General features: G+C 69.1%; 27 protein-coding genes. 14 read left to right on the top strand and 13 right to left on the bottom strand.

Going from position 1 to position 26,144, the window contains the following annotated elements; genetic code table 11:
- The first annotated feature begins 4 nt into the window (after positions 1-4).
- From B5Y19_RS11210 to bfr, 4 genes are all read left to right on the top strand, one after another.
- Complete coding sequence (locus tag B5Y19_RS11210) at positions 5-1,591, top strand: DHA2 family efflux MFS transporter permease subunit (RefSeq protein ID WP_055729571.1); 1,587 nt, start codon at positions 5-7, stop codon at positions 1,589-1,591.
- Positions 1,592-1,798: 207 nt separating this feature from the next.
- Positions 1,799-2,332, top strand: a complete 534-nt coding sequence (gene irrA / locus B5Y19_RS11215; RefSeq protein ID WP_055729570.1) for an iron response transcriptional regulator IrrA — start codon at positions 1,799-1,801, stop codon at positions 2,330-2,332.
- Positions 2,329-2,616: a (2Fe-2S)-binding protein gene (locus tag B5Y19_RS11220; RefSeq protein ID WP_244555562.1), complete on the top strand. Its 288-nt coding sequence runs from the start codon at positions 2,329-2,331 to the stop codon at positions 2,614-2,616. The genes irrA and B5Y19_RS11220 overlap by 4 nt, the downstream gene beginning before the upstream one ends.
- 106 nt (positions 2,617-2,722) lie before the next feature.
- A complete protein-coding gene (bfr, locus tag B5Y19_RS11225; protein WP_055729569.1) occupies positions 2,723-3,217 on the top strand; it encodes a bacterioferritin in 495 nt (164 codons plus the stop codon).
- A gap of 256 nt (positions 3,218-3,473) precedes the next feature.
- Here bfr and B5Y19_RS26600 read toward each other — a convergent pair whose 3' ends face one another.
- Positions 3,474-4,100 carry a cold-shock protein gene (locus B5Y19_RS26600; protein ID WP_055729568.1) on the bottom strand — a complete coding sequence of 209 codons (627 nt, stop codon included), beginning with the start codon at positions 4,098-4,100 and terminating at the stop codon, positions 3,474-3,476.
- A 325-nt stretch (positions 4,101-4,425) separates the two neighbouring features.
- On the opposite strand from B5Y19_RS26600, the gene B5Y19_RS11235 reads away from it, so the two are divergent.
- Complete coding sequence (locus B5Y19_RS11235) at positions 4,426-5,040, top strand: GNAT family N-acetyltransferase (RefSeq protein ID WP_079591485.1); 615 nt, start codon at positions 4,426-4,428, stop codon at positions 5,038-5,040.
- A gap of 56 nt (positions 5,041-5,096) precedes the next feature.
- Here B5Y19_RS11235 and B5Y19_RS11240 read toward each other — a convergent pair whose 3' ends face one another.
- Positions 5,097-5,780, bottom strand: coding sequence for an AprI/Inh family metalloprotease inhibitor (locus tag B5Y19_RS11240; RefSeq protein WP_055729566.1), 684 nt, complete (start codon positions 5,778-5,780; stop codon positions 5,097-5,099).
- A 177-nt stretch (positions 5,781-5,957) separates the two neighbouring features.
- Here B5Y19_RS11240 and B5Y19_RS11245 point away from each other — a divergent pair, with 177 nt between their 5' ends.
- Entirely contained in the window at positions 5,958-6,341 is a 384-nt protein-coding gene (locus tag B5Y19_RS11245; RefSeq protein ID WP_055729565.1) for a RidA family protein, read from the top strand.
- A gap of 144 nt (positions 6,342-6,485) precedes the next feature.
- On the opposite strand, the gene acs is transcribed toward B5Y19_RS11245, so the two are convergent.
- A complete protein-coding gene (acs, locus tag B5Y19_RS11250; RefSeq protein WP_055729564.1) occupies positions 6,486-8,438 on the bottom strand; it encodes an acetate--CoA ligase in 1,953 nt (650 codons plus the stop codon).
- 227 nt (positions 8,439-8,665) lie between these two features.
- On the opposite strand from acs, the gene B5Y19_RS11255 reads away from it, so the two are divergent.
- Positions 8,666-9,799 carry a T6SS phospholipase effector Tle1-like catalytic domain-containing protein gene (locus B5Y19_RS11255; protein WP_055729563.1) on the top strand — a complete coding sequence of 378 codons (1,134 nt, stop codon included), beginning with the start codon at positions 8,666-8,668 and terminating at the stop codon, positions 9,797-9,799.
- A 4-nt stretch (positions 9,800-9,803) separates the two neighbouring features.
- Here the strand turns inward: B5Y19_RS11255 and B5Y19_RS11260 are convergent, their stop codons facing one another.
- From B5Y19_RS11260 to tsaD, 4 genes are read right to left on the bottom strand one after another with little or no spacing between them, the layout of a single operon-like run.
- Positions 9,804-10,214, bottom strand: coding sequence for an EVE domain-containing protein (locus tag B5Y19_RS11260; RefSeq protein ID WP_055729562.1), 411 nt, complete (start codon positions 10,212-10,214; stop codon positions 9,804-9,806).
- On the bottom strand, positions 10,214-10,540 hold the full coding sequence (locus tag B5Y19_RS11265; RefSeq protein ID WP_055729561.1) for a hypothetical protein: 327 nt from the start codon (positions 10,538-10,540) through the stop codon (positions 10,214-10,216). The genes B5Y19_RS11260 and B5Y19_RS11265 overlap by 1 nt, the downstream gene beginning before the upstream one ends.
- A gap of 9 nt (positions 10,541-10,549) precedes the next feature.
- Positions 10,550-11,548: an NAD(P)H-dependent glycerol-3-phosphate dehydrogenase gene (locus tag B5Y19_RS11270; protein WP_055729560.1), complete on the bottom strand. Its 999-nt coding sequence runs from the start codon at positions 11,546-11,548 to the stop codon at positions 10,550-10,552.
- Entirely contained in the window at positions 11,545-12,600 is a 1,056-nt protein-coding gene (tsaD, locus tag B5Y19_RS11275) for a tRNA (adenosine(37)-N6)-threonylcarbamoyltransferase complex transferase subunit TsaD (protein ID WP_055729559.1), read from the bottom strand. The genes B5Y19_RS11270 and tsaD overlap by 4 nt, the downstream gene beginning before the upstream one ends.
- A 255-nt stretch (positions 12,601-12,855) precedes the next feature.
- On the opposite strand from tsaD, the gene B5Y19_RS11280 reads away from it, so the two are divergent.
- The 4 genes from B5Y19_RS11280 (at position 12,856) to rpoH (ending at position 18,635) form a co-directional block, all read left to right on the top strand.
- On the top strand, positions 12,856-14,718 hold the full coding sequence (locus B5Y19_RS11280) for a uroporphyrinogen-III synthase (RefSeq protein WP_079591487.1): 1,863 nt from the start codon (positions 12,856-12,858) through the stop codon (positions 14,716-14,718).
- An 18-nt stretch (positions 14,719-14,736) separates the two neighbouring features.
- Complete coding sequence (locus tag B5Y19_RS11285) at positions 14,737-16,377, top strand: heme biosynthesis protein HemY (RefSeq protein ID WP_055729139.1); 1,641 nt, start codon at positions 14,737-14,739, stop codon at positions 16,375-16,377.
- A 114-nt stretch (positions 16,378-16,491) separates the two neighbouring features.
- Positions 16,492-17,520 (top strand): RluA family pseudouridine synthase, encoded by a 1,029-nt coding sequence (locus B5Y19_RS11290; RefSeq protein WP_055729144.1) that lies wholly within the window; start codon positions 16,492-16,494, stop codon positions 17,518-17,520.
- Between the two features lie 218 nt (positions 17,521-17,738).
- A complete protein-coding gene (gene rpoH / locus B5Y19_RS11295; protein WP_055729140.1) occupies positions 17,739-18,635 on the top strand; it encodes an RNA polymerase sigma factor RpoH in 897 nt (298 codons plus the stop codon).
- Between the two features lie 59 nt (positions 18,636-18,694).
- Here the strand turns inward: rpoH and B5Y19_RS11300 are convergent, their stop codons facing one another.
- On the bottom strand, positions 18,695-19,735 hold the full coding sequence (locus B5Y19_RS11300) for a DUF2125 domain-containing protein (protein WP_055729141.1): 1,041 nt from the start codon (positions 19,733-19,735) through the stop codon (positions 18,695-18,697).
- Between the two features lie 222 nt (positions 19,736-19,957).
- Here B5Y19_RS11300 and B5Y19_RS11305 point away from each other — a divergent pair, with 222 nt between their 5' ends.
- Positions 19,958-20,533: a gamma-glutamylcyclotransferase gene (locus B5Y19_RS11305; RefSeq protein ID WP_079591488.1), complete on the top strand. Its 576-nt coding sequence runs from the start codon at positions 19,958-19,960 to the stop codon at positions 20,531-20,533.
- On the opposite strand, the gene B5Y19_RS11310 is transcribed toward B5Y19_RS11305, so the two are convergent.
- The 5 genes from B5Y19_RS11310 to ftsE all read right to left on the bottom strand — a co-directional run bounded on the left by B5Y19_RS11310 (position 20,534) and on the right by ftsE (position 24,381).
- Positions 20,534-20,929, bottom strand: coding sequence for a hypothetical protein (locus B5Y19_RS11310; protein WP_055729142.1), 396 nt, complete (start codon positions 20,927-20,929; stop codon positions 20,534-20,536).
- Positions 20,930-21,035: 106 nt separating this feature from the next.
- A complete protein-coding gene (locus B5Y19_RS11315; RefSeq protein WP_055729143.1) occupies positions 21,036-21,797 on the bottom strand; it encodes a lysophospholipid acyltransferase family protein in 762 nt (253 codons plus the stop codon).
- 59 nt (positions 21,798-21,856) lie between these two features.
- Complete coding sequence (locus tag B5Y19_RS11320) at positions 21,857-22,657, bottom strand: YdcF family protein (RefSeq protein ID WP_244555564.1); 801 nt, start codon at positions 22,655-22,657, stop codon at positions 21,857-21,859.
- Between the two features lie 115 nt (positions 22,658-22,772).
- The gene (locus B5Y19_RS11325; protein ID WP_139384360.1) at positions 22,773-23,735 is read right to left on the bottom strand and encodes a cell division protein FtsX; all 963 of its coding nucleotides are present in this window, start codon (positions 23,733-23,735) and stop codon (positions 22,773-22,775) included.
- Positions 23,722-24,381: a cell division ATP-binding protein FtsE gene (gene ftsE / locus B5Y19_RS11330; RefSeq protein ID WP_411914151.1), complete on the bottom strand. Its 660-nt coding sequence runs from the start codon at positions 24,379-24,381 to the stop codon at positions 23,722-23,724. Before ftsE ends, B5Y19_RS11325 begins: the two co-directional genes overlap by 14 nt.
- A 267-nt stretch (positions 24,382-24,648) precedes the next feature.
- On the opposite strand from ftsE, the gene B5Y19_RS11335 reads away from it, so the two are divergent.
- Entirely contained in the window at positions 24,649-25,446 is a 798-nt protein-coding gene (locus B5Y19_RS11335; RefSeq protein ID WP_079591540.1) for a zinc-ribbon domain-containing protein, read from the top strand.
- Between the two features lie 133 nt (positions 25,447-25,579).
- The gene (gene hpt / locus B5Y19_RS11340) at positions 25,580-26,137 is read left to right on the top strand and encodes a hypoxanthine phosphoribosyltransferase (protein ID WP_055727331.1); all 558 of its coding nucleotides are present in this window, start codon (positions 25,580-25,582) and stop codon (positions 26,135-26,137) included.
- Positions 26,138-26,144 lie beyond the last annotated feature (7 nt).

Here is a 26,144-nt window from a genome sequence, read left to right on the forward strand (position 1 = left end):
CGTCATGGCCACCGCGACCCTGAATGCGCCGGCGGGTGCTCCGCCGGCCCCCGACGCCATTCCGATGCGGCGGATCCTCGCCTTCATGGCGATGGTCTTCGGCATGTTCATGGCGATCTTGGACATCCAGATCGTCTCGGCCTCGCTGGCCGAGATCCAGGCCGGCCTCTCCGCCTCCTCGGACGAGATCGCCTGGGTCCAGACCGCCTATCTGATCGCCGAAGTGATCATGATCCCGCTATCCGGCTATCTCAGCCGGGCGCTGTCGACGCGGGTCTTCTTCTCGATCGCGGCGGCGGGCTTCACGATCGCGAGCGTGCTCTGCGCCCAGGCCAACTCGATCAACGAGATGATCCTGTGGCGCGCCGTGCAGGGCTTCATCGGCGGCGGCATGATTCCCGGCGTCTTTGCCGCGGCCTTCACCATCTTCCCGCCGGCCAAGCGGCCGATCGTCTCGCCCTTGATCGGCCTCGTCGCGACGCTGGCGCCGACGATCGGCCCGACCGTCGGCGGCTATCTGAGCCATGCCTTCTCCTGGCACTGGCTCTTCCTCGTCAATGTCGTTCCCGGCATCGCGGTGACGATCGCGGCCTGGACGCTGATCGATTTCGACAAGCCCGACCACAGCCTGATCAAGCGCTTCGATTGGCTGGGGCTTGCCGCGATGGCCGCCTTCCTCGGCAGCCTCGAATATGTGCTGGAGGAGGGAACGCGGCTCGATTGGTTCCAGAGCCACGAGATCGTGTTCTTCTCGGTCGTCATGGTCGCGGGCGCAGTGCTGTTCTTCTGGCGGGCGTTGACGCGCGAGGACCCGCTGGTCGATCTCTATGCGTTCCGAAACCGCAACTTCGCCTTCGGCTCGCTGTTCTCCTTCACCATGGGCATCGGCCTCTACGGGCTGACCTATCTCTACCCGGTCTATCTCGGGCGTATCCGCGGTTATGACGCGCTGATGATCGGCGAGACCATGTTCGTCACCGGCCTCGCCATGTTCCTGACCGCGCCGATCGCCGGCCGGCTCTCGGCCAAGCTCGACCCGCGGGTGATGATGATCATCGGCTTCTCCGGCTTCGCGCTCGGCACCTGGCTCGCCTCGCATGTCACCTCGGACTGGGATTTCAACGAGCTGCTCTGGCCGCAGATCCTGCGCGGCTGTTCGCTGATGCTGTGCATGGTGCCGATCAACAACATCGCGCTGGGGACGCTGCCGCCGCAGCAGCTCAAGAACGCCTCGGGGCTCTACAACCTGACGCGCAATCTCGGCGGGGCCGTCGGGCTCGCCGTCATCAACACCATGCTGAACACGCGCACCGACCTGCACATCACCCGGCTGCACGAGATGGTCGCGGCCGGCCGGCAGGTCGCCGAGGACGCTCTCGCCAGCACGGCGCAGCGTTTCGGCGACTATGGCGACGCGGCGCAGAACATGGCGCTCGCGCTGATCAACCAGCGCGTCCACAAGCAGGCGCTGGTCATGGCCTTCGGCGACGTCTTCCTCGGCCTGACCGTGATCTTCGGCGGGCTCGTGGTGCTGTCGCTGTTCCTGAGCAAGCCTCCAAAGGCGGCCGCCGGAGGCGGCGGCGGCCATTGAGGTCGTCTGCGGCGTCCATCGGGCGACGTGCCTCGGCCGCCGCGGACGGTTGACAGATCGGTGGATCGCGCCGGGCCGCAGCGGGATGTCGCAGCCGGAATGATTGACAATCGATGTCGAACTTGGCAAATATGGCAATAATATCAGTAGTTTAGATGTTTTCTAAACTGCATGGCCGGGTAGCCGGCGTGGTAAAAGGCGTTGTCGATGAGCGTTCTCGCGAACAAGGATCAGGATCACAAGCCGGTGGCGGGCGACCATATCCCTTGGCCGCAGAAAAGCCCGGGCTCATGCCCGATCAGCGCGGTGAAAGCCCGGCTGCGGACGGCGGGTCTCAGGCCAACGCGCCAGCGCATGGCGCTGGGCTGGCTGCTCTTCGCCAAGGGAGACCGGCATGTCAGCGCCGAGATGCTCTATGAGGAGGCGCTGCGGGCTCGCGAGCCGCTCTCGCTCGCGACCGTCTACAACACGCTGCGGCAGTTCTCGGAAGCCGGCCTGCTGCGCCAGGTCTCAGTCTCCGGCCCGAAGACCTTCTTCGACACCAACGTCTCCGAGCACCACCATTTCTACAACGAGGACGACGAGACGGTCACCGACATCCCCGGCTCGACGATCCACGTCTCCGGCCTGCCGGAGGCTCCGGAGGGCATGGTGATCTCGTCCGTCGAGGTCATCGTGCGGCTGCGCCGCGCCGATGGCGAAGAGATCGAAACCAAGCGCGTGGTGGGCCATCACGCGTGATCGTCTGCTCCTGCAACGTTCTGTCCTGCCGCCAGATCAAGGGCACGGTCGCCGCTGACGGCAGCGGCCCCCGGACGGCGGGCGAGGCCTATGACTGCCTCGGCTGCAGCCCGGATTGCGGTCGTTGCGCGCGCGAGGTGAGGGCGATTCTGGCGGAAGCGCGGGCGGCCTGCGCGACGCAGTGCGGCAGCTGCGCCAGCCGCGAGATCGAATGCGCGGTGCATGTCACTGTCGGCCGCATGCTGGAAGGCATCGAGCTCGTCGAGGACGCCGCCGCCGCCTGAGTGACTGCGGCGCCGGGTGTCACGGGCTGCGCCTTTTTCCCTCTTTCCTTCTGCGGTGACGCATCCTACATTAGGATCATTCTAATGTGGATTGCGGAGAGCTGCCATGAAGGGCGACAAGAAGGTCATCGAATATCTCAACAAGGGGCTGCGCTCCGAGCTCACCGCCATCAATCAGTACTGGCTGCACTACCGGATGCTCGACAATTGGGGGCTGAAGGAGATGGCCAAGACCTGGAAGAAGGAATCGATCGAGGAGATGGTCCATGCCGACCGTTTCGTCGACCGCATCCTCTTCCTCGAAGGCTTCCCCAACCTGCAGACGCTCGACCAGCTTCGCATCGGCGAGAACGTCAAGGAAGTGATCGAGTGCGACCTCAAGGCCGAGATCGAGGCGCGCGCGCTCTACCAGGAGGCGGCGAAATATTGCCGCGACGTCGGTGACTTCCCATCCGAGGACCTGTTCAAGGCGCTGATGAAGGACGAGGAAGGCCATATCGACTTCCTCGAGACCCAGCTCGACCTGATCGCCCGCGTCGGCCTCGAACTCTACACCCAGAAGCATATCGGCGGCCTCGAAGGCGACGATCACGACCATTGATCGGCGGGAAGCCGGCTGTCGTTTCGGTGCTTCGCCTCAAGGACGAGCCAGGAACCTGAGGTTGCAGCTGCTCCGTCATGGCCGGGCTTGTCCCGGCCATCCAGACCTTCGCTGATCGGGAGCCGTCTTCAAGGCGTGGATGCCCGCCACAAGGGCCGAGTATGACGACCTCCGGAGTTCAGCCGCGTTCAGCACGACAAACAAAAAGGCCCGCCAATGGCGGGCCTTTGGTGTTTGGATAGAGCCTGAAGCCGCTTCAGATGAAGCTGACGTTCGCGGCTTCCGGGCCCTTGCGGCCGGCGCGGATCGAGAAGCGCACGCGCTGCCCGTCGATCGGCGGCTGCAGGCCGCTGCGGCTGAGCGAGGAGACGTGCAGGAACACGTCCGGGCCGCCCTTGTCCGGCGCGATGAAGCCGAAGCCGCGATCCGAGTTGAAGAACTTCACGGCGCCGTCGAAAGGCCCTTCGACCGGGCCGCTGTCGCGATCCTGGAAGCCGCCGCCGCGAGGACCGCGGTCGCCGCCGAAGCCACCGCGATCCCGGTCGCCATAGCCGCCGCCGAAATCATCGCGGGGCGGGCGCGGGGAGAAGCCGCGCGGAGCAGGCGCGGTTTCGGTTGCGGTGGAGGCGTCGATCTCATGGACCGCGACGACCTGAAGGCCGCGGCGGCCTTCGCCGAGGTCGACGACGATGGTGGCGCCGGGCAGCAGATCCTGCTGATCGAGCGGGCCGATCGCCGAGACATGCAGGAACACATCGCCCGAACCGTCGGCGGGCGAAGCGAAACCGAACCCCTTCTCGGGGTCGAACCACTTGATCTTGGCTTCGATATTTTCGTGCGTGACGAAAGGTTGGGCAGCAGGAGGCTTGCGACGATCGAACATGGAGCTTCAAGTCTGAGTGACCGGGAGCTCGCAACTTAGCTCATGCCGGGCGCGCCGTCATCGGGGTCCGTGCGAAATTATCGCACGACGTTTTTCGTCATTATAGTGCTTTTTTCTGCGCCATCCCCAAGCTGATGAAGCCGCTCGTCATGTCAATTTTGCATGCAACCTGGCGTTGATTGGCTGTTTTGGCGCCGGGCACGGCGAAAATGCCGCAGGTTCGCGCCTTGCAAATGCCAAGTTCGGGCACAATCTGCGCAGCAAGTTAGGGAAGACACGCCTCCTGGTCGGTAGCGCGACAGATGCGCTGTACAGGAGATGAGATTTGGCTCGTTCGAAACCTGCCGGGGCAAGGACCGGCATTGGCGTGGTCAGGCGGCTGTGGCCGACGGAGCGCGACCTCTTCAGGGAGCATCTGCTCCGACTCGATCCGGTGACCCGGCACCAGCGCTTCGGGACCGTGGTCAACGACGCGTTCCTCGAGAACTATGCCGCGACGACTTTCGGCGTCGGCGGCCTCGTCTACGCCTATGTCGAGGACGGGGTCGTCCGCGGGGCGGCAGAGCTGCGCGGCCTCGACGACATCCTCGTGGAGACCGGAGAAGCGGCGTTCAGCGTCGAGCAGGGCTGGCGACGCCGCGGCATTGGCGGGGATCTGTTCGGGCGCCTGGTCACGGCGGCGCGCAATCGCGGCATCCGGACCCTCTACATGACCTGCCTGCCCGAGAATGCCGCGATGCGCCGTCTGGCGGCAAAGTTCGAGGCCGTGCTTGTCGGCGGGCATGCGGATGTCGAGGGCGTGATCGCGACCGGCGGGCCGACCCCCTTCACCATTCTCGACGAGGCGCTCGACAATGCGCGCGGCTTCGCCACGCTGGCTCTCTCGATCCAGCGCAGCCTCTGGCCGACGAGCCTCCTCGCGCGGGCTTTCGGGGCCTGAGCCGTCAGACCTCGCTGTTCTCAGCCCGGATCGATTCGACCCGGGCCGATTCGGCCTCAGCGATTGAGCGAGAGGCCCGCGCCCGATTTCGTGACGGCGCCATCGAGCGAGCCCGATCCGCCGGAGCGCAGCCGCGCAGCGACCGTGCCGCCCTGCTGGTAGAGATAGACCTCGCCGTCGCGATAATCCCAGGCGGTGATCTTCTGCAGATCGCGGTTGGCGCAGCCGGAGGAGCTGGCGCGATAGAGGTCGAGCGTCGGCGAGCTGGAGAGCTGGATCCGGCAAGTGCCGCCCGTCGCCTCGCGGGCGGTCCAGCCGCCGACCATGCTGTCGCGGCTCGCGGCCGGGCGGGGCGCGCTCGGGCTCGCTCCCAGGCCGGCGACCTGGTTGTTGCTGCCGCGCAGGCCGGGTGCCTGCTCGGGCTGGCCGCCCGGGGAAACGCCCTGGCCCTGCGGGACCCCGGCCGAGGGATCGAAGAACGGATCCTGCGATCCCGGCATGCCGCCCGCGGCGGGGGGGGCGGAAGCGGCCGGATAGCCGCCGGGGGGAGGCAGCGGCTCGGAGGTCACCGGCGCCGAGGCCACTGGCGGGGCCGAAGGCAGGACGGGCTGATTGTAGGAGGGCGGATTCATCGTCGGGCCGCTGAAACGCTGCGAGCCGGCGCAGGCCGTCAGGGCCAGGAGGGGCAGCAGGGCGGCAACCCGGCTCAGGGCGGGCGTGGCGGTCTTCATCATCGTCATGCGGCGCAGGTTCCGATCTCGGTCAGCCGAGCTTTGCGTCATTATCACAGGAACGCAAATGAACGCGGCATGAGCGTGGTCTAGCGCAGGCCGGGCACATTGCGAAGCCACGCGGGCGCTCTGGCCCCTGCGCAGGCGCGCGGGCATAGTCCCAGGCGATTCCCGGAGATATCGCCCATGAAGCCGCTCAACCCCGCCGCCATCGCGCCGCCTTTCGCCCGCTACAGCCACGGCATGGAGCTGCCGGCCGGCCGGCGGCTCGCCTTCTGTTCCGGGCAATTGGGGATCGCGGCCGACGGCACGGTGCCGGACGATGTCCGGGCCCAGGCGGATCTGTGCTTCGCGAACATCGCTGCGATCCTGGCCGAAGCCGGGATGACGCTGGCCGACATCGTGCGGGTCAACGCCTATGTCACCGACCGCGCTTACATGAAGGGCTACATGGAATCGCGCGACGCCCATGTCGGCACGCCGCCGCCGGCCTCGACCCTGATGATCGTCTCGGGCTTCACTCGGCCGGAGTTCAAGGTCGAGATCGAGGTGGTGGCGGCCGCGCCGTGAGGGCAAGGGCAGAGCACGGTTTCAGTCTGCCCGTCATGGTCGGGCTTGTCCCGACCATCCACGCCTTCCTTCGTCGAGCGCGGTGTTCAAGACGTGGATGCTCGCCACAAGGGCGAGCATGACGTCGAGCGATGAAAAGGGGGCTCAGCCCGCCTTGCGCTTGTTCTGGCGGTTCTCGATGAGATCGTCGACGACAGCCGGATCGGCCAGCGTCGAGGTGTCGCCGAGCGCGCCGAATTCGTCCTCGGCGATCTTGCGCAGGATGCGGCGCATGATCTTGCCGGAGCGCGTCTTGGGCAGGCCGGGCGCGAACTGGATCAGGTCCGGCGAGGCGATCGGCCCGATCTCGTTGCGGACATAGGCGACGAGCTCCTTGCGCAGGTCCTCGCTCGGGCTCTCGCCGGTCATCAACGTGACATAGGCGTAGATGCCCTGGCCCTTGATGTCGTGCGGATAGCCGACGACCGCGGCCTCCGAGACCGAGGGGTGCGCGACGAGCGCCGATTCGACCTCGGCCGTGCCCATGCGGTGGCCGGAGACGTTGATGACGTCGTCGACGCGGCCGGTGATCCAGTAATAGCCGTCGGCATCGCGCCGGGAGCCGTCGCCGGTGAAGTACTTGTTGGCGTAGGTGGCGAAATAGGTGTCCATGAAGCGCTGATGGTCGCCATAGACGGTCCGCATCTGGCCGGGCCAGCTATCGGCGATGACGAGGTTGCCCTCGCAGGCGCCCTCCAGGACCTTGCCCTCGGCGTCGAGGATCTCCGGCCTGATGCCGAAGAAGGGGCGGGTGGCCGAGCCGGGCTTGAGCCGGGTCGCGCCGGGCAGCGGGGTGATCAGGATGCCGCCGGTCTCGGTCTGCCACCAGGTGTCGACGATCGGGCAGCGGCGGTCGCCGACGACGCGGTGATACCACTCCCAGGCCTCCGGATTGATCGGCTCGCCGACCGAGCCGAGCAGGCGCAGCGAGGCGCGGCTGGTCTTCTTCACCGGCTCCTCGCCGGCGCCCATCAGCGAGCGGATGGCGGTCGGCGCGGTGTAGAAGGTGTTGACCTTGTGCTTGTCGATCACCTCCCAGAAGCGGGAGATCGACGGATAGGTCGGGATACCCTCGAACATCAGCGTCGTCGCGCCGTTCGCGAGCGGGCCGTAGAGGATGTAGCTGTGGCCGGTGACCCAGCCGACATCGGCGGTGCACCAGTAGATGTCGCCGTCGTGATAGTCGAAGACGTATTGATGGGTGATCGCGGTATAGACCAGATAGCCCGCGGTGGTGTGCAGCACGCCCTTCGGCTTGCCGGTCGAGCCCGAGGTGTAGAGCAGGAAGAGCGGATCCTCCGCATTCATCTCGACGGCCGGGCAATCGGCGGAAACCTTGGCGGCTTCGTCGTGATACCAGACGTCGCGGCCGGCCTGCATCGCGACGTTGCCGCCGGTGCGCCTGACCACGATGACGGTGCCGATGCCGCCCTTCACCTTGTCGTTGGCGCTGTCGACGTTCTTCTTGAGCGGGACGGTGCGGCCGCCGCGCAGGCCTTCATCAGCCGTGACAACGATCTTGGAATCGGAATCCTCGATGCGGCTCGCCAGCGAATCGGGCGAGAAGCCGCCGAACACCACCGAATGGACCGCGCCGATGCGCGCGCAGGCGAGCATGGCATAGGCCGCCTCGGGGATCATCGGCAGGTAGATGGTGACGCGGTCGCCCTTCTCGACGCCGTGGGCCTTGAGCACGTTCGCGAACTTGCAGACCTCTGCGTGGAGCTCGCGATAGGTGATCACCTTCGACTCGGCCGGGTTGTCGCCTTCCCAGATGATCGCGGTCTGATCGCCGCGCTTGGCGAGATGCCGGTCGACGCAGTTATGGGCGACGTTAGTGGTGCCGTCCTCATACCATTTGATCGAGACCTTGCCGGGCTCGAAGCTGGTGTTCTTCACCCGGGTGTAGGGCTTGAACCAGTCGATCCGCTTGCCGTGCTCCCCCCAGAATTTCTCGGGGTCCTTGATCGAGGCCGCGTACATTTCCTGGTAGCGGGCATCGTTCGCCCAGGCCTTGTCGGACCAGGCGGAGGGCACGTCGTAGATCGTCTCGGACATTCGGGCGTCTCCCCAGACTTGGATCGTCTGTGTTGCGTTGGTCCGTCCCGACGCGGGCCGGACAGCGCTTCCTTTGAATTCGCCGCATCATAGGATGCATGCGCGGCGCGGCAAGCCATTGTGCGTCGCACTTTCGTGGCAGGGGCAGGCGCGCGGAGCATGGCTTGCCGCCCGCTTGTCCCCGGGGCGCCCCATCCCATGGTAGGATGGCGGCCGGGCGAGGGGCCATGGCGCGCAATATCTGCATCTTTTCCGATGGGACGGGGCAGGCGGGTGGCGCCAACCCGATCAACTGGACCAGCATCTATCGCCTGTTCATGGCGACGCGGGAGGCCGACCCTGCCGGGCAGATCTGCTTTTACGATCCCGGCCTCGGCTCCAACCCCGACGAGGGCGAGGTCCGCGGGCTGTTCCGGCGCTTCAAGGACCTGCTCGCTCAGGCGACCGGCTACGGCATCACCGACAACATCATCGACTGTTATGCGGCGCTGCTCTGCGCCTTCCGGCCGGGCGATCGCATCTTCCTGTTCGGCTTCAGCCGTGGCGCCTACACCGTGCGCAGCCTCGGCGGGGTCTTGGCGCTATGCGGCGTGCCGGCGGGCTTCGCCAATATCCTGCGCTGGGACGGCTTCACCGACGTGATCCGGGCGCAGGAGGTGCGCGGGCTCGCGGCGAGCGCGGTCAAGGACGTCTACATGGTCAAGGATGGTGCAGCCCGCGCCGAGGCCGCGGCGGCGTTTCGGCAGCGCCATCGCACGGAGCCGGCCCCACCCTTCTTCGTCGGCGTCTGGGACACTGTGCGGGCGCTCGGGCTGCCGGCCATCGGCAGCCTGCCGGGGCGGCACAAATTCCACGATGCGATCCTCAACCGGCAGGTCGCGCATGGCCGCCAGGCATTGGCCATCGACGAGAACCGGCAGGTCTTCGCGCCGGAGCTCTGGGATGAGACCGGGGCGCCGCCGGGGCAGATCCGGCAGCTCTGGTTCGCCGGCGTACATACCGACATCGGCGGGGGCTACGGCCTGCAGATGGGGCTGTCCGACCTTGCGCTCGGCTGGATGATCGATGAGGCACGGGCAGCCAGGCCCGCCCTCGTCGTCGAGCCGGGGCTGATCTCGGAGCTCAGGCCCGATGCGCTCGGCCTGCAGCATGACGAGCGGCGGACCTCGTTGTTGCCCTGGAGCGAGGGCACGCGCGAGGGCTTCGTCCTGCACGGCTTTCAGCCGCAGCCGGCGCGCATGGCGCCGTCCGTCGAGCCGCGGCTGCAGGCGCCGGCCGTGCCGATCCTCGAAGCGATGCTGTCCTATCGGCCACGCGCGCTGGCGAGCTATCCGCCTTTCGCGCGCTACTACCGCCGCTGACGGCTCAGAGGCCGCCCATCTTGCAGACGATGTCCCACTCCTCATCCGTCACCGGCTGGACCGAGAGGCGGAAGGAGGTGACCAGCGACATCTTGGCGAGCTTCGGCTCGGCCTTGACGGCGGCGAGCGACACCGGCTTCGGCAGCGGCTTCACCGCCTTGAAGTCGACCAGAACCCAGGGCGGGCCGGCCTGTTCCCAAGGATAGGCTTCCTTGATGACCTCGACGATGCCGACGACCTCGAGCCCTTCGTTGGAGTGGTAGAAGAAGACCTGGTCGCCCTTCTTCATCGCCATCAGGTTGAGCTTGGCGGTGTGGTTCTTGACCCCGTCCCAATGCGTGCCCTTGGCGCCGGCCTTGACCTGGTCCTCCCAGGACCAGACCGAGGGTTCGGATTTGATCAGCCAGTGAGCCATCAGGCCTCGTCCTCCTTGAGCGGCGTCGGCGGCTGCGAGGCCGCTTCGCCCTGTTCGTTCCAGAAGCGCACCATCTCGCGCGTCAGTGCGGCGTAATCCTTGGGATCGAGCTCGACGCGGACCTCGGCCTCGCCGAAGGGCAGGATCAGCACGAAGCGATGCGTGCCCTCGGCGCGCCGCCGGCGATGCTGGATCACCGGGCCGGCGATGCGGCCGGCGAGCGGCACGGGCTGGCTCTCGGCGACGAGCTCCGAGCCCGTCGTCTTCTTCACCTCGGCGATGCCGCGCGCGACGCGCTTGGTGAGGTCGGACCAGTCTCCCGCCATGTCGTCCTCCTATCGCTCGGCCCGGATCGGGCGCGCCAGCAGAGCCGCAACCGCCTCCGCGACGCCGATATGCCCGGCGATGATATCCGCCACCGCTTCCGCGATCGGCGTCTCGACCTGCCGGGACCGCGCCATCTCGACCAGGATGGGCGCCGTGAAGGCGCCCTCGGCGAGCTTGCCGCCGGCCGCCTCCGCGGGCTTGCGGCCCTGCCCGAGCGCCAGCCCATAGGCGAAATTGCGCGATTGCGGCGAGGCGCAGCTCAGCACGACGTCGCCGAGGCCCGACAGCCCCATCAGGGTCTCGGCTTCGCCGCCATAGGCCTCGCCGAAGCGGCGCAGCTCGGCGAAGCCGCGGGCGACGAGCGCGGCGCGGGCGCTTTCGCCGAGCCCGAGGCCTATGGCGATGCCGGCGGCGATGGCGAGCACGTTCTTGGCGGCGCCGCCGATTTCGACGCCGCGCGGATCGTCCGAATGGTAGATGCGGAAAGCCGGCGAGCTCAGCGCCTCCGCGAGGGCCTGGGCCAGTTGCGGCTCGCGAGCGGCGAGCGTCACGGCGGTCGGCAGGCCGCGCCCGATATCGATGGCGAAACTCGGTCCCGACAGGATCGCGGTGCGCGCGCCGGGCAAGGCGCTTTCGATGATCTGCGTCGGAAACAATCCGCGCGCCTGCTCGATGCCCTTGGCGGCGGAGACGATCGGGATGCCGGCCGGCAGCTGCGCGGCCAGGTCCAGGCAGGCCGAGCGCAAATTCTGGGTCGGCACCGCGACGATGAGTGCGTCGCAATCGGCAAGCTCGGCAAGCACCGCCGTGGCGACGATGGTTTCGGGCAGCTCGATCTCGGGCAGGCGCGGCGCCCGGCGGTCGCGCGCAATGGCCGCGACGGTTTCCGGATCGCGTGCCCAGAACCGGACGGCGTGTCCGGCCCGCGTCGCAGCGAGCGCCAGCGCCGCCCCGTAGGAGCCGGCGCCGACGACGCCGATCGTCGCATAATCTGCGGTGCCGCTCATGCCGCGGTCGCGGGCTTGGGGGAGAGGGCGTCGAGCGGCCAGCGCGGCCGGGCGACCGCCGCCATGTCGTCGACGAGGCCGAGGCGCAGGCGCTCGAGACCCGCCCAGGCGATCATCGCGCCATTGTCGCCGCAGAGCTCCAGCGGCGGGGCGACCATCGGCAGGCCGGCCTCGGTGGCGAGCCGCATCAGGCCGCCGCGGATCGCCTGGTTGGCTGCGACGCCGCCGGCTACGACCAGTGTCGAGGGAGTGATGCCGGCATCGCGGCAGGCGCGCAGCCCGGCGCGCGTCCGGTCGACCATCACGTCGACGATCGCCGCCTGGAAGGACGCGCAGAGATCGGCGACATCATTGTCGGAAAGCGGCGCGATCCGCTCCGCGACGAGGCGCACGGCGGTCTTGAGGCCGGAAAGCGAGAAGTCCGGATTGGCGCGCCCCTGCAGCGGGCGGGGGAAGTCGAAGCGCTCGGGGTCGCCCTTGGCCGCCTCGCGCTCGACCGAAGGGCCGCCCGGATAGGGCAGGGCGAGCATCTTGGCGATCTTGTCGAAGGCCTCGCCGACCGCGTCGTCGATGGTGCCGCCGAGTTTGAGATAGTCGCCGACGCCGCGCACCGCGAGAAGCTGGGTGTGGCCGCCCGAGACCAGCAGCAGCAGATAGGGGAAGGCGAGGTCGTCGGTGAGGCGCGCGGTCAGCGCATGCGCCTCGAGATGGTTGACCGCGATGAAGGGCTTGCCGGTCGCGAGCGCGATGGCCTTGCCAGCCGTGAGGCCGACCATGACGCCGCCGACGAGGCCGGGCCCGGCCGCGGCCGCGACGGCGTCGATATCGCCCGGCTTCAGCCCGGCGCTGGCGAAGGCGCGCGCGATGATGCGGTCGATCGCCTCGACATGGGCGCGCGCCGCGATCTCCGGCACGACGCCGCCATAGGCGGCATGTGCGGCGATCTGGCTCAGCACCTCGTTCGACAGGATCTTGCTCTCGCCCGAGCGCTCGACGCTGACGATCGCGGCGGCTGTTTCGTCGCAGGTCGTCTCGATGCCCAGAACACGCATGGTTGGTTGGCGAGCCTCGTGAAACCGGTAGAACCGGGTGAATGGTCGAGCCCGGCAGTTCCGCGCGGGCAATTCCTCCGTATAGTGCGCGGAGAGGCGGAAGGCCAAGGGGGCTCCGGCCCCCGGCAATGCCGAGGACGAAAAGGAGACGGCATGCGCAGTATCATTGTTCCGCCTCAATGCGGCCCGATCGCGGAATCCTGCATCGTTCGCGGATCGCCCTGTGGTCGCTGCCGGTCTTGTCAGGAGCTGTGAATGCGCGTTTTCGTCTTTCGTCCCCGCCTCGATGCCGAAAGGACGGCGCGCACGATCGCCGATCACGGCTTCGAGCCGATCGTCGCGCCGCTGTTCGAAGTGGTGCGCCTGCCCGGTGAGGCTCCTGCCGGGGCGTTCGACGCGATCGTCGTGACCAGCGGCAATGCAGTGGGACCCCTGGCGGAAGGACCGGCGGCATGGCGTGACCTGCCGATCTTCGCGGTCGGCGCGCGCACGGCGGCCAAGGTTCGTGAGGCGGGGCTGGAAGATGCGCGCAGTGCCGATGGCGACCGCAACGACCTGATCGAGCTGATCAAGCGGACGCTGCCGGCGCCGGCGAAGCTGCTGATGATCGCCGCGCGCGACCGCAAGGAGGACGTGCCGGGTCGGCTGGAGGAAGCCGGCTACGAGGTTTCGCTCTGGACCGCCTATGCGGCGGAGCCGGTCTCGGTCCTGCCCGAGGATACGCAAGCCGCGCTGCGACAGGCGAGGAGCGGCGACGCGGCCCTGCATTATTCGGCGCGGGGGGCGAAAGTCTTCATCGCCCTGGCGCAGGCGGCCGGCGTGGCCGACGAGGCGCTCGAATTGACCCATGTCGTGATCTCCGCCGCCACCGCGGCGCCGCTGATCGCGGCCGGCGCCAGCACCGTCCTGGTCTCGGAGCATCCCGAGGAAGCCGGCATGCTCGCGGCGCTGGAGCAGGTTTCGGCGCGCACCGCTTCGCCCGGCAAGGCTCGGCCGGAGCCGCGCGGCAGCCTCAAGCGCACGCCGCCGACCCTGGAGCTGGTGGCCGATCCCGAGCCGCCGGCAGCCTCGGAGGAGGTGAAAGCCGAAGGCGAGACCCCGTCGCCGGAGGCGGTCGCGCCCACCGAAGCACTGCCGCAGGAATTCACGCCGCCGCCCGTCGAGCCGTCGCGGACCGGCAGCGAACCCGCGGCACCGGCCCGAACGCCCTGGTTCGCTCTGGCCCTTGCCGGGCTGATCGGCGGCGCGATCGGCGCCGGCGGCGTCTTCCTCGCCCTGAAGCGGGCGGAAGCGCCGATCAGCGGCGAGCAGGTCGCCGAGCTGCGCAGCCGCCTCGACGCGGTGCAGACCAGCGCCGCGCTGGCCGACCGCAAGGCGACGGCCGCTTCCGAGGCGGTGGCGAAGGCGGGTTCCGAGGTTCAGGCGCTCTCCGGCAAGCTCGGCGCGCTCGCCAATCCACAGGCCCCCGATACCAGCGCCTTCGCGGCCCAGGTCCAGCGGGCCGAGGCCGCGACCGCCACGCTTGGCCAGCGTTTCGACCAGCTCGCCGGCCGCGTCGGCGCGGTCGAGGCTCAGGCGAAGACCGCGGCCGCTTCCGGCCCCGAGGCGACGGCGGCGGCTCGCGTCGTCCTGGCCGAGCGGGTCCAGCGCGCGCTCGGCGGCGGCCGGCCTTTCGCGGACGAGGTCGCCGCCCTGACGAAAAGCGGCGTGGCGCAGGCCGACACCGCCGCCCTGGCGGCGGTCGCCGGAGTGGGCGCAGCCACGCAGCAGGCGCTGCTCGCCGGCTTCCGCAAGCACGGTGCGGTGTTCCAGCGCGAGGTGATGCCGGCCTCGGAGAGCTGGTCCGACAAGCTCCTCGGCTTGGCGAGCCGCATCGTCACGGTGCGGCCGGTCGGGGACAGCGGCTCGAACGATCCGGCGACGCTGCCGATCCGGCTCGAGGGCGCGATCGCCAATGGCGAGATGGTCAAGGCCGCGGCCCTGTGGGGGCAGTTGCCCGAGCCGGCGCGGCGTGCCAGTGCGGATTTCGGCGCCGACCTGCAGAAGCGGGCGGCGGCGGATGCGGCCATCGCCAAGATCGCGCAGGATGCGGTCGCGGCGCTTGGCGCCGCCGGCTGACGGAGGGTAGAGGGGTCCATGGTTCGCGTTCTCATCTATCTCGCCGTCTTCGCCTGCCTCGCCTTCGGAGCGGTCTGGCTCGCCGATCGGCCCGGCGAGGTCTCGGTGCTCTGGCAGGGCTACCGGATCGAAACCAGCGTCGCGATCGCCGCGGTGGGCGTGGTCGCTCTCGCTTTCCTCGTGCTGCTGGTCTGGGCCATCCTGCGCTTCGTCTTCGGCCTGCCTTCGGCCTTCAGCCTGTCTTCGCGGGCCCGGCGCCGCGCGCGCGGTTTCGAGGCAGTATCGCGCGGCATGGTCGCGATCGGTGCGGGCGATCCGGTCGCCGCCGGGCGCTATACGGGCGAGGCGCGCCGCTTCGTGCCGAGCGAACCGCTGACCCTGCTGCTCGAGGCGCAGACGGCCCAGCTCACCGGCGATCGCGGCCAGGCCGAGGCCGCCTTCAAGGCCATGCTCGACAAGCCGGAGACGCGGGTGCTCGGCCTGCGCGGCCTTTTCGTCGAGGCGAAGCGACGTGGCGACATGGCCGCCGCACGCGCCTTCGCCGACGATGCGGTGCGCCGCTCGCCCTCGCTCGCCTGGGCCAATGACGCGCTGCTCGATTTCCATGTCCAGGCCGGGGATTGGCAGGCGGCGCGCACCGCGGTCGAACGCCGCGCGGCGCTCCGCCTCGCCGACAAGGCCGAGGCCCGCCGCCAGCGGGCCGTGCTGTTGGCGGCCGAGGCGCTGCAGGCGCGCGATGGCGAGCCGGAGAAGGCGCTCGCCGCCGCGCTCGAAGCGGTCAAGCTCGCGCCCTCGCTCACGCCGGCTGCGGCACTGGCAGGGCGGATGCTGTCGGAGCGCGGCGATGTCCGCAAGTCTTCCAAGCTGCTCGAGGCGGCGTGGCGGGAGGCGCCGCATCCCGACATCGCCGCCGCCTATCTCGATGCCCGGCCGGGCGACAGCGCGCTCGACCGGCTGACCCGCGCGACGACCCTGACGAAGCTGCGGCCGGCCGACCCTGAAAGCGTGCTCGCGCTCGCGGGCGCGGCGATCCAGGCCCGCGAGTTCCAGAAGGCGCGCGAGACGCTGAAGCCGCTGCTGGCGGGCGGCGCCTCGGTGCGCGCCTGCCTGCTGATGGCGGAGCTGGAGGAGGCCGAGCATGGCGCGGCCGGGCGCGTGCGCGAATGGCTGGCCCGGGCGACGCGGGCGCCGCGCGACGCGGCCTGGGTCGCGGACGGGCTGGTGTCGGACCACTGGATGCCGGTCTCGCCGCTCACGGGGCGGCTCGACGCCTTTGTCTGGACCGTGCCGCCGGCGACGCTCGGCAGCCAGGCCCAGGCGCTCGACGACGTGCTGGCCGATCTCGACGACTCGACCAAGCTCATCGAGATCAAGCCCGATTCCGTGACGACGGTCGAGCCCGCGGCCGTCGCTCCGCCGCCGGTGCCGAAGGCTGAGCCGAAGCCCGAGGCGGCCGTCGCCTCACCGCCCAAGGACGAGCCGAAGCCCGCGGAGATGGTGGCAGAGCCGGTCAAACAGGCCGTGGCTGCGGCTCCAGGACATGATTCCGCGCCGCCGAAGCCCGTGGTCTTCCCGGTTTCGCATGCGCCGGATGATCCCGGTCCGGACGACGAGAAGCCGCCGGAGCCGAAGAAGAGCGGCTTCCGCCTGTTCGGTTGAGGGCGGCCTTCCGCCTGCGCCATCGGCGTCATCGCGAGGAGCGCCTTGCCGCGCTCGCAATGACGCTGATCGCGGGAACTAGCTGAAATGGCGCTTGCGCCTTATAGCGGCGCGATGACATCCGTTTCCGAACCCCAGGCCGGCGTGACCCTGCAGGTTGGCCCCGATCAGGCCGGCCAGCGCCTCGACAAGGCGCTCGCCCTGCTCGCGGGCGAGATTTCGCGCGCGCGCCTGCAGCAGGTCATCAAGGAAGGCGGGGTGCGCCTCAACGGCGCGGTGACCGCCGACGCCAGCCGCAAGGTGGCCGAGGGCGACGAGATCGCGCTCGTCATGCCCGCCGCCAGGCCGGCCGAGCCCATCGCACAGGATATCCCGCTCGACGTCGTCTACGAGGATGATCACCTCATCGTCATCGACAAGCCGGCTGGGCTCGTCGTCCATCCGGCTGGCGGGCATGAGGACGGCACGCTGGTCAATGCGCTGATCGCGCATTGCGGCGAGAGCCTCTCCGGCATCGGCGGCGTCCGGCGCCCGGGCATCGTGCACCGGCTCGACAAGGATACGAGCGGGCTGCTCGTCGTCGCCAAGAACGACCGGGCGCATCAGAAGCTCGCCAAGCAGTTCGCCGACCATGGCCGCACCGGCCCGCTGCAGCGCGCTTATCTCGCCATTGTCTGGGGCGCGCCGCGCTTGCGCGAAGGCACGATCGATGCGCCGATCGAGCGTTCGACCCGCAACCGCGAGAAGATGACCGTGGTGAAGGAGGGGCGCGGCCGCGAGGCGATCACCCATATCGAGCTGATCGAACGCTATCCGCCGCTGCTGAAGGGGCTCGACGAGACCGAGCCGCTGGCCAGCCTGATCGAGTGCCGGCTGGAAACCGGGCGCACGCACCAGATTCGCGTGCATATGAGCCATATCGGCCATCCGCTGCTCGGCGACCAGCTCTACGGCTCCGGTTTCGTGACCAAGGCCGTCCGCCTGCCGGCGGACGCGCAGACCGCGCTCGCCGCGCTCGGGCGGCAGGCCCTGCATGCGGCGGTGCTCGGTTTTGCCCATCCCGCCACCGGCGAGGAGATGCTGTTCGAGTCCGATCCCCCTGCTGATTTTGCGAATTTGCAAGCTGCGCTCGCGAGGCTGTGAGCGAATCCGGCAGCGCTGCCACCTTTCCGCCAGACTGAGTTTGCATATACTGGGGTTGTTCGGATGCGGATGGCCAAGGGGGCGCCGCAAGCGGGCAATCCCACTGAACCGATATCAGGTTCCCGCGTTGGATTAGCTTGCACCGTCCGAAGCCTGCGCGAAGGTTCATCGCGCGGAGGGCCTGCCGCTGAGCGGGGGCCTCGATGAGGAGAACGAGCATGGCGAGTGCTTCGCTGCCCGTCCTGTCCGCCGAGGGCGGACTGTCACGTTATCTCGACGAGATCCGCAAGTTCCCGATGCTGGAACCGAGCGAGGAATACATGCTGGCCAAGCGCTGGCGCGAGCATGGCGACCGCGACGCGGCGCACAAGCTCGTCACCTCGCATCTGCGGCTCGTCGCCAAGATCGCCATGGGTTATCGCGGTTACGGCCTGCCGATCGGCGAGGTCGTTTCGGAGGGCAATGTCGGCCTCATGCAGGCGGTCAAGCGCTTCGAGCCCGAGAAGGGCTTCCGGCTCGCGACCTATGCGATGTGGTGGATCAAGGCTTCGATCCAGGAATACATCCTGCGCTCCTGGTCGCTGGTGAAGATGGGCACCACGGCCAACCAGAAGAAGCTGTTCTTCAACCTGCGCAAGGCCAAGAGCAAGATTTCGGCGCTGGGCGACGGCGATCTGCGTCCCGACCAGGTCAAGCAGATCGCGACCAAGCTCGGCGTCAACGAGCAGGACGTGGTCGACATGAATCGCCGCCTCGGCGGCGACGCCTCGCTCAATACGCCGCTGCGCGAGGATGGCGAGGGTGAGTGGCAGGACTGGCTCGTGGACGATTCCGAGAGCCAGGAGCGCCGCCTCGCCGACTCGGAGGAGGCCAGCAACCGCCATACGGCGCTGCGCGAGGCGCTCGAGGTGCTGAATCCGCGCGAGCGGCGCATCTTCGAGGCGCGCCGGCTCGCCGAGGATCCGATCACGCTCGAGCAGCTTTCCGAGGAGTTCGGCGTCTCGCGCGAGCGCGTCCGCCAGATCGAGGTGCGCGCCTTCGAGAAGGTGCAGGAAGCCGTCAAGAAGGCGATCACGCGGATAGAGGCGCCGCGCGCCGCCCTGCCGGCCGCCTGAGCGGCGGCCGCAGATCGCAGAATCTGAAAGGGGCGCCTCGGCGCCCCTTTTTCGTTGCCTCAGTAGAGCGGCGGCAGCGGCTGCAGCGGCAGGCGGAACGGGCCGATGAAGACACGCCCGCCGCGCAGCGAGACGGGCGGCAGCGGCGTGAGGCCGGGTGCCGCCGCGGCATCGGTGCCGCGACCGCCGAGCAGGCCGCCGAGGCCGCCGAGCAGGTTGCCGATGCGGATGCCGCCGATCTGTTCGATCCCGGCCGCCGCCAGGCGGAGATCGCCGGCGACGCGATGTGCCGGGTCGAGCATCAACCGGCCGCTGCCGTCGACGCGCGCCTTGCCTTTGGTGGAGACGAGGCGGGTCAGGTCGATGGCCCCGTTGGCGCCGCGCCAGCTCTCGAGCGCATCGGGGTTGAAGCCCTTGCGGAAGCTCTCGGCCTGGGTCAGCGTCGCCTGCAAATCGATCTCGCCGGTGTCGTTGTTGCCGAGCAGCGCATCGATCGGCGGCAGCCGCGTGCCCTTGGCCGTGACGGCGATGTCCACCGCCTGGTCGGCGGCTGGCAGCGTCGGGTTGCGGCGCAGATGCGCCTCCAGCGTCTTGCTGCCCCAGGTTTCCGGGGTCAGCCCGGGGGCGGTCAGGACGGCCGTCAGGTCGCCCGCGACGAGGGCGAAGCGTTCGGGGTTGCGCCAGGCGAGGCTGGCGTCGAGGCTCTTCCATGTGAGGTCCAGCATGCGGCCCTCTGGCAGGGTCGCCTTGGCGGGTCCCGTCAGCTCGAAGATCACCAGGCCGGGCGAATAGATCTGGCCGACGGCGACGGCCGGGCCGGTCTCGACGCGCACGGCGTCGCCCCAGCGTGTCGAGGTCAGGGAAAGGGCGCTGCAGCGCAGCTCGATGCGGAAGGGGTAGCCGCCGACGGAGCGATCCGTGCAGGTCCAGGTGCGGCCGCGCTCGACTTCGCGCGCGAGGGCCGTGTCGATCTCGGCCGTGACGCGCCCGCGGGCGTAGAACCAGAAGGCGGACCAGGCGGCGGCCAGGATGACGAGCAGGAGGGTGGGGCCATAGAGCCAGAACCGGCTCTGGCGACGCGTCGGGAGGGTATCGGTCATGCGGCAGGCATTCCTTGCGCGAAGGCGGGCGGCGCACGATATCGCCGGGGCCGGGAGGGCTGGCGATATCGCTCTTCAATGTGACATCGGCTTCGACCGAAAGCCGGGTTTCACTTCTCTGTCCGATGCCTTAGCTCGCCGAAAGGTACGGCGCCAGAGCGGGAAAGCCCTTGCGCCGGGCGGAACGCTCCAGCAAGCAGCTCGGCGCGGCCAAATTATGGGATGACGATGACGGGCGAGCGCGACGGGACGGATCTCTGGGTCTTCGGCTACGGCTCGCTGATCTGGCGGCCGGGCTTCAGCTTCGTCGAGAGCGTGCAGGCGCGCCTGCACGGCTATCACCGCTCTCTCTGCGTGTTCTCCCACGTCCATCGCGGCACGCCGGAGCAGCCGGGGCTGGTGCTGGGGCTCGACCGTGGCGGCGTCTGCCGCGGGCTCGCCTTCCGGGTCGCGGCCGGGTCGGCAGGGGAGACGGTGGAGTATCTGCGGGCCCGCGAGCAGGCGACGGCGGTCTATATCGAGCGCCATGTCCCGCTCAAGCTGGAGGACGGCCGGCAGGTGCGCGCGCTCGTCTATGTCGCCGACCGCCGGCATCTCCAATATGCCGGCAAGCTGCCGCCGACTGAGTTGCTCAAGCTTGTCCGGCAGGGGCGGGGCAGCTCGGGCGAGAACCCGGACTATGTGCTGCAGACGCATGCGCATCTGCGCAAGATGGGGATCTACGATCCGGTCCTGGCGGCGCTGGCGCAGGAACTAGCGCCGGGCCTGGGGGCGCCGCACCCGTCGCTCGCCGGCTGATCAGCCTTCCGAATCGGCCTGCGGCATCAGGTCGAGCAGGGCGGCGCGGCGGGTGAGGCCGTCTTCCGCCAGGAGATGGACATGGATCTCGGCCGCACCGGCGGCCATGACGGCGCGCTGCCAGCGGCCCAGCGCCGCCTCGACGCCGAAGGGGCCGGAATCGCGCGCGGCGATGATACGCCGCTCCGGCGAGACCGCGAGCAGCACCGCATCGGTGAAGCCGAGAGCGTGGCTGTCCTCCACCGCGAAGACCGAGGCGACATAGCGTCGGCCCGAGCGGCCGCGCCAGGCTGTGAAGCGGCGCTCGCCGAGGCTGGCCGCGCTGCGCAGCGGCATCTCGCGCGCCGCCGGCGGCTCGTCGAAGAGATCGGGGATGCGATAGGCGAGAGCGGCCATGTCCGTTCCTCCAGTGATAGGAACAAAATGGGAACGCTCTGGGGATAAGTCAAGCGCCCGGCGCGCCTCCCCAGGCTGCTGCGGCGCCTTCTGCTGTCAGGGAGTGTCAGGAGGCGGCGAGCGGATCGAGCCCGCGGGCGCCGAGTTCGGCCCGTCCTTCCGCCAGCAGCCGGTCGCTGGCGACCTCTATCCGCTCCTGCAGCAGATGCTGGAAGGAGAGTTTGTCGAGGCCGGGGGCGATCGGAGGCAGGATCTCGATGCGGACCGTGCCCGGCCGGCGCAGGAACTTGCGGCGCGGCCAGAACAGGCCGGTATTGACCGCGACCGGCACGCAGGGAACGCCGAGCTCGGCATAGAGATGGGCGACGCCGAATTTGTAGGCCGGCGGCGCGCCGGGGGCGCGGCGGGTCCCCTCCGGGAAGATCAGGAGCTGGCGGCCGTTCTGCCCCAGCTCGACCTTGGCGCGGCGCGTGACATCCGAGAGCGCGCGAGCGCGGGCGCCGCGATTGACCGGGATCATGCGCAGCTTGTTCAGCGCCCAGCCGAAGACCGGGATCCAGGTCAGCTCGCGCTTCAGGATGAAGACGGGATTCCGGAAGACGGTGACGAGCGCGAAAGTTTCGAGGAAGGACTGGTGCTTGGCGGCGACCATCAGGCCGCCCTGCGGGATGTGCTCGATGCCGCTGATCTCGCAGCGCGTCCCGGCGACGACCCGCAGCAGCCAGAGCGAGGAGCGCGACCAGGCGATCGCGACGATGAGCAGCGCCCGCTTGGGCAGCAGCATGGCCGGCAGCACGGCGATGAGCAACCAGAGGACCAGATTGGCATAGAACAGGGTGTTGAAGACGAGGGAGCGCAGGACGAGCATGCTGCGCAATGAGCCCGAGACGCGGCGCCGGTCAAGCGGGGCGGGGGCGGTTTCGAGGTTCAGCCTTCGCGCTGCGGATGGCCGTGCAGGCGCGAGCGCTTCTCGGCGGCCGGGCCGAGAACCTCGGCCGGCTTCGACGAGACCGGCTTGCGCCCGCCGATGATGATCGACAGACGGGAGGTTTCCGGATCGCTCTCGACCAGGCTGCGCAGGCGGGCGGCGAGGTACTTGGCATATTCCGGCAGCAGGATCTTGATGCTGGCCCAGCGATTCCACCAGCCGGACGTGTCGATATGCTCGGTCACCACCGGGTGGGCGATGAGCTTCACGGCCGGCATGGCGTGGGCGAATTCCGCAAGCGTTCGCGGCATGTGATAATTCGAGGTCACGACCAGCAGCGAGCCGAAGCCGTGCTGACGGACCCAGCGCCGCGCCTCGATGGCGTTGCCGATGGTGTTGCGGGCGCGATAATCGAGATCGACGCAGCAGGCGAGCAGGTCCCGATAGGCCGGGTTGAGCTTGGCCAGCTCCTCGCGCCCGGTCCTTTCGTTGACGCCGCTGATCAGCAGCCGGGCGCCACGTTCGGCGCCGAGCAGGCCGATGGCGTCGCCGATACGTTGCGCGCCGCCGGTGACCACGACGATCGCGTCGGTGCGGGGCGGCGAGGCCGGTTCCTGCGCGTCGATGATCGCGGCGAAGCGCGCATAGCCGATGCCGAACAGGAGCGTGCCGATGCAGGCGAGCGCCGCCGCGGCGAGCGCAAGCGCGCGCCAGATGCATAGGCGCCGGCCGGACCGGGCGCCTCCGGGCGCGGATGCCGGCGGCTCCATCGCGAGATGGTCGTCTGTGCTGCCGATCATGGCCATGATATCGTTGACTTAACGCGGCAATCGGGCGTAACGGCGGCAAGCTCGCGCCGGCCACCGCCGCAAAGGTAAAGCCTTTCTTGCCGGCCGGGCGCGTCGCCGTTCGCGCTCATGCCAGCATCCTCAGATAATGCCGGACGGTGAAGCGGGAGACCAGCCCGGCGATCGCCGCCACCACGACCGCGACCAGTGCGACCGCGGCATAGCCGGACCATCCGATCTCGAAGGCTCCGAACAGGGCCTGGAGCTGCTCCGCCTCCGGCGTCGCGCTCCAGCGCGAGGCGACGAAGCCGAGCAGCACGATGGCGACGATGGCCGCCAGCCCGCCGAAGGCGCCGCCCTTCAGCCCGAGCCGGATGAAACGGCTCTGGAACTCTCGGGCGATGAAATCGTCGTCGGCGCCGACGAAATGCAGCACCTCGACGCTGTCACGGCTGCCAGCCATCGCGCCGCGCGTGGCAAAGGCGACGGCAAGCGCCGCCGCCGTCAGGACGAGCAGCACGATGGCGAAGCCGGAGGCGACGATGGTCCCGGCCATGGCGGAGAGGCGCCGGACCCAGAGGCGGTGGTCGTCGAGGATCGCCGTCGGCACCTCGCGGCGGAGCGCCGGACCGAAGCTGGCGATATCGGGATTGGCGCCGGACGCGATCCTGAGCACGATCAGCCGCGGGATCGGCAGCTCGACGAGATCGAGCCCGGTGCCGAGCCATGGTTCGAGCAGCTTGTCCGATTCGGCCTTGGGCACGGCGCGGGCGCTCTCGATGCCGTCCAGAGCCTGCGCCAGCGCGACGGCGCGGGAGACGTCCTCCTCGATGTTGCGGTGCGAATCGGGGCGGATCTGGATCGTCATCTCGTTGGAGACGGCGCCGCGCCACTGGTCGGAGGCGCGCGAGGCGAGCACGGCGGCGCCGGCGCTGAGCGCGGCGAGGAAGGTCAGGATCGCGATGACCGCCATGAGCGCCCGGCCGGCGACGCTGTCGATCGGCACGAGCGGCTGGTCGCGCCTCAGATTGGCGGGCAGTGCCCGCGCCGCCCGCTCCGGCTCGTTCGGGTTGGAATCAGGCATCGACATGCAGGTGCCCGTCCGCCAGCACGAGGCGCGGCGCGTCGTAGATGTCCATCAGGTTCAGGTCGTGCGTGGCGATGATCACGGCGGTGCCGAGCGATTGCAGCTCCATGAACAGCCGCAACAGGCGCTTGCCGAGGCTGGGATCGACATTGCCGGTCGGCTCGTCGGCGAGCAGCAGCTCGGGCCGGCCGATCAGCGCGCGCGCGATCGCGGCGCGCTGCTTCTCGCCGCCCGAGAGCACGGGCGGGACGGCATGCATGCGCTCGCCGAGGCCGACCCAGCGCAAGAGCTCGACCACCTCGGCGCGATAGCTCGCCTCCTCCTTGCCGAGCACGCGCAGCGGCAGGGCGACGTTCTCGTAGACGGTGAGGTGATCGAGCAGGCGGAAATCCTGGAAGACCACGCCCATGCGGCGGCGAAAGGCGGTCAGCGTCGGCGCGTCGAGGCGCGAGACATCCTGCCCGAACAGGTTGACCAGCCCGCGCGTCGGCTTGAGCGCCATCAGGATGAGCCGCATCAGCGTCGTCTTGCCGGCGCCCGAGGGCCCCGTCAGATACTGGAACGAACGCGGCGCGATGCTGAAGTTGATGTCCTTCAGCACCTCCGGGCCCATGCCATAGCGCAAGCCGACATTCTCGAACCGAACCAAGCGGTTTTCCCCGTTCACCTCGTTGCGAATCCGCGCACCAATCCTACACCGCAAGCGGGCGAGCGCGGAAAGGGCGCGATCCGGGCAACTTGCCGCAGAGATTCTTCACGGGCCGTTAACCATAAATCGCGCCAATAGCGGGGGACGGTTCGGCTGATCCGTCGGCGCGCCTTGCGGTGCTCGCCGGAGCGACGGAAACCGGACGAAACCATCCGCGGAAGGCGAGGGCCGGTGCCCCGCCACATTGCGAGGAATTGCCAGGCAGCTATGCTGATCGTCTGCCCGTCCTGTGCCAGCCAGTATGAGCTCGACGCGGCCAAGCTCGGGCCCGAGGGCCGGAAGGTGCGCTGCGCGGGCTGCAAGACCGCCTGGCATGTCGCGCCGGAAGCCGTTTTCCCCGAGCCGCCCAGCGAGGAAGAGACACAGGCCCTGCTGGCGGAGGAGCTGGAGCGCGCCGCCGCGATCGACGCCGAGATCACCGCGCTCGCTGCCGAGGCCGAGGCGAAGGCCGCTATCGAGGCGCCCGAGGTGGTCGCCGAAGCCGCGCCGCCGGCGCGTCGCAGGCGCGGGGCCGGCAAGGCACGCGCCATCAAGGATCGCCCCGCGCGCAAGCGCGGCGTCGCCCTGCCGGCGGCGGCGGCCGTCGTGGGCCTCGCCCTGCTCGGCCTCGCCGCCTGGCAGCGCAATGCCGTCGTCCGCACCGCGCCGCAGCTCGCCGGCGTCTTCGAGACGGTCGGCCTGCCGGTCAATGTCCGGGGCCTGCGGCTGAGCGCGGTCGAGAGCGGGCTCGTGGAAGACGGCGCCAACCGCTTCCTGGTGGTCGAAGGCGACGTCACCAACATCACGCGCAGCAAGGCGACCGTGCCGCTCATCGAGGTCGCGGTGAAGGATGCCGCAGGCGCCACGCTGTACACCTGGACGACGGAGCCGCCACGGAGCAGCCTCGAGCCGGCGGAGCTGGTCCGCTTCCGCGCGCGGCTGGCTTCTCCACCGGAGAAGGGGCAGTCCGTGCGCGTGCGCTTCACTTCGAGCGCGACTGCGGCCAATATCGCCAGCATGCATTAGGGCTGCTAGGACAGGTTCAAGGGCCGGGCGCGACACCCGGCCGGGCAGCCTTCACGGATCATCGTTCGCTTCGGCTCCACGGCGCATCGGCTGCGTGGGGCGCGTGCGGGCGGACACTGAGAACGGAGACATCATGCCGGAACGGCGGATCAGGGTTCTATACGACGAGGCCGCGATCGCGCGGCGCAACGAGGAGATGGCTGCGGCGATCGCCGCCAGCGATCCGAAGGATCTGCTCGTCGTCGCGGTGCTGAAGGGCAGCTTCATGTTCGCCGCCGACCTGATCCGGGCGATGCACCGCATCGGCCTCGCACCGCAGGTCGAATTCGTCCATCTGTCGAGCTACCGGACGGGGACGGTCTCGGCCGGCCAGGTCGAGATCCTGCGCGACGTGCAGAGCGATGTGCGCGGGCGCGACGTGCTGCTGGTCGACGACATCCTCGAATCCGGCCGCACGCTGGCCTTCGCCAAGGACCTGCTCACCGCGCGCGGCGCGGCGAAGGTCTCGACCGCCGTGCTGCTCGAAAAGCCGGGCAAGCGCGCGGTCAACGTCAAGGCGGACTATGTCGGCTTCGAGTGCCCGGATTATTTCGTGGTCGGCTACGGCATGGACGTGGCGCATTCCTATAGGCAGCTGCCTTTCGTCGGGGTGATCGAGACCGAGGATCAGGCCGGGCTGCCGGGCATCTGAGGAGCCG

Origin of the sequence: Allobosea thiooxidans (assembly GCF_900168195.1) — a bacterium.
GTDB lineage: Bacteria > Pseudomonadota > Alphaproteobacteria > Rhizobiales > Beijerinckiaceae > Allobosea > Allobosea thiooxidans.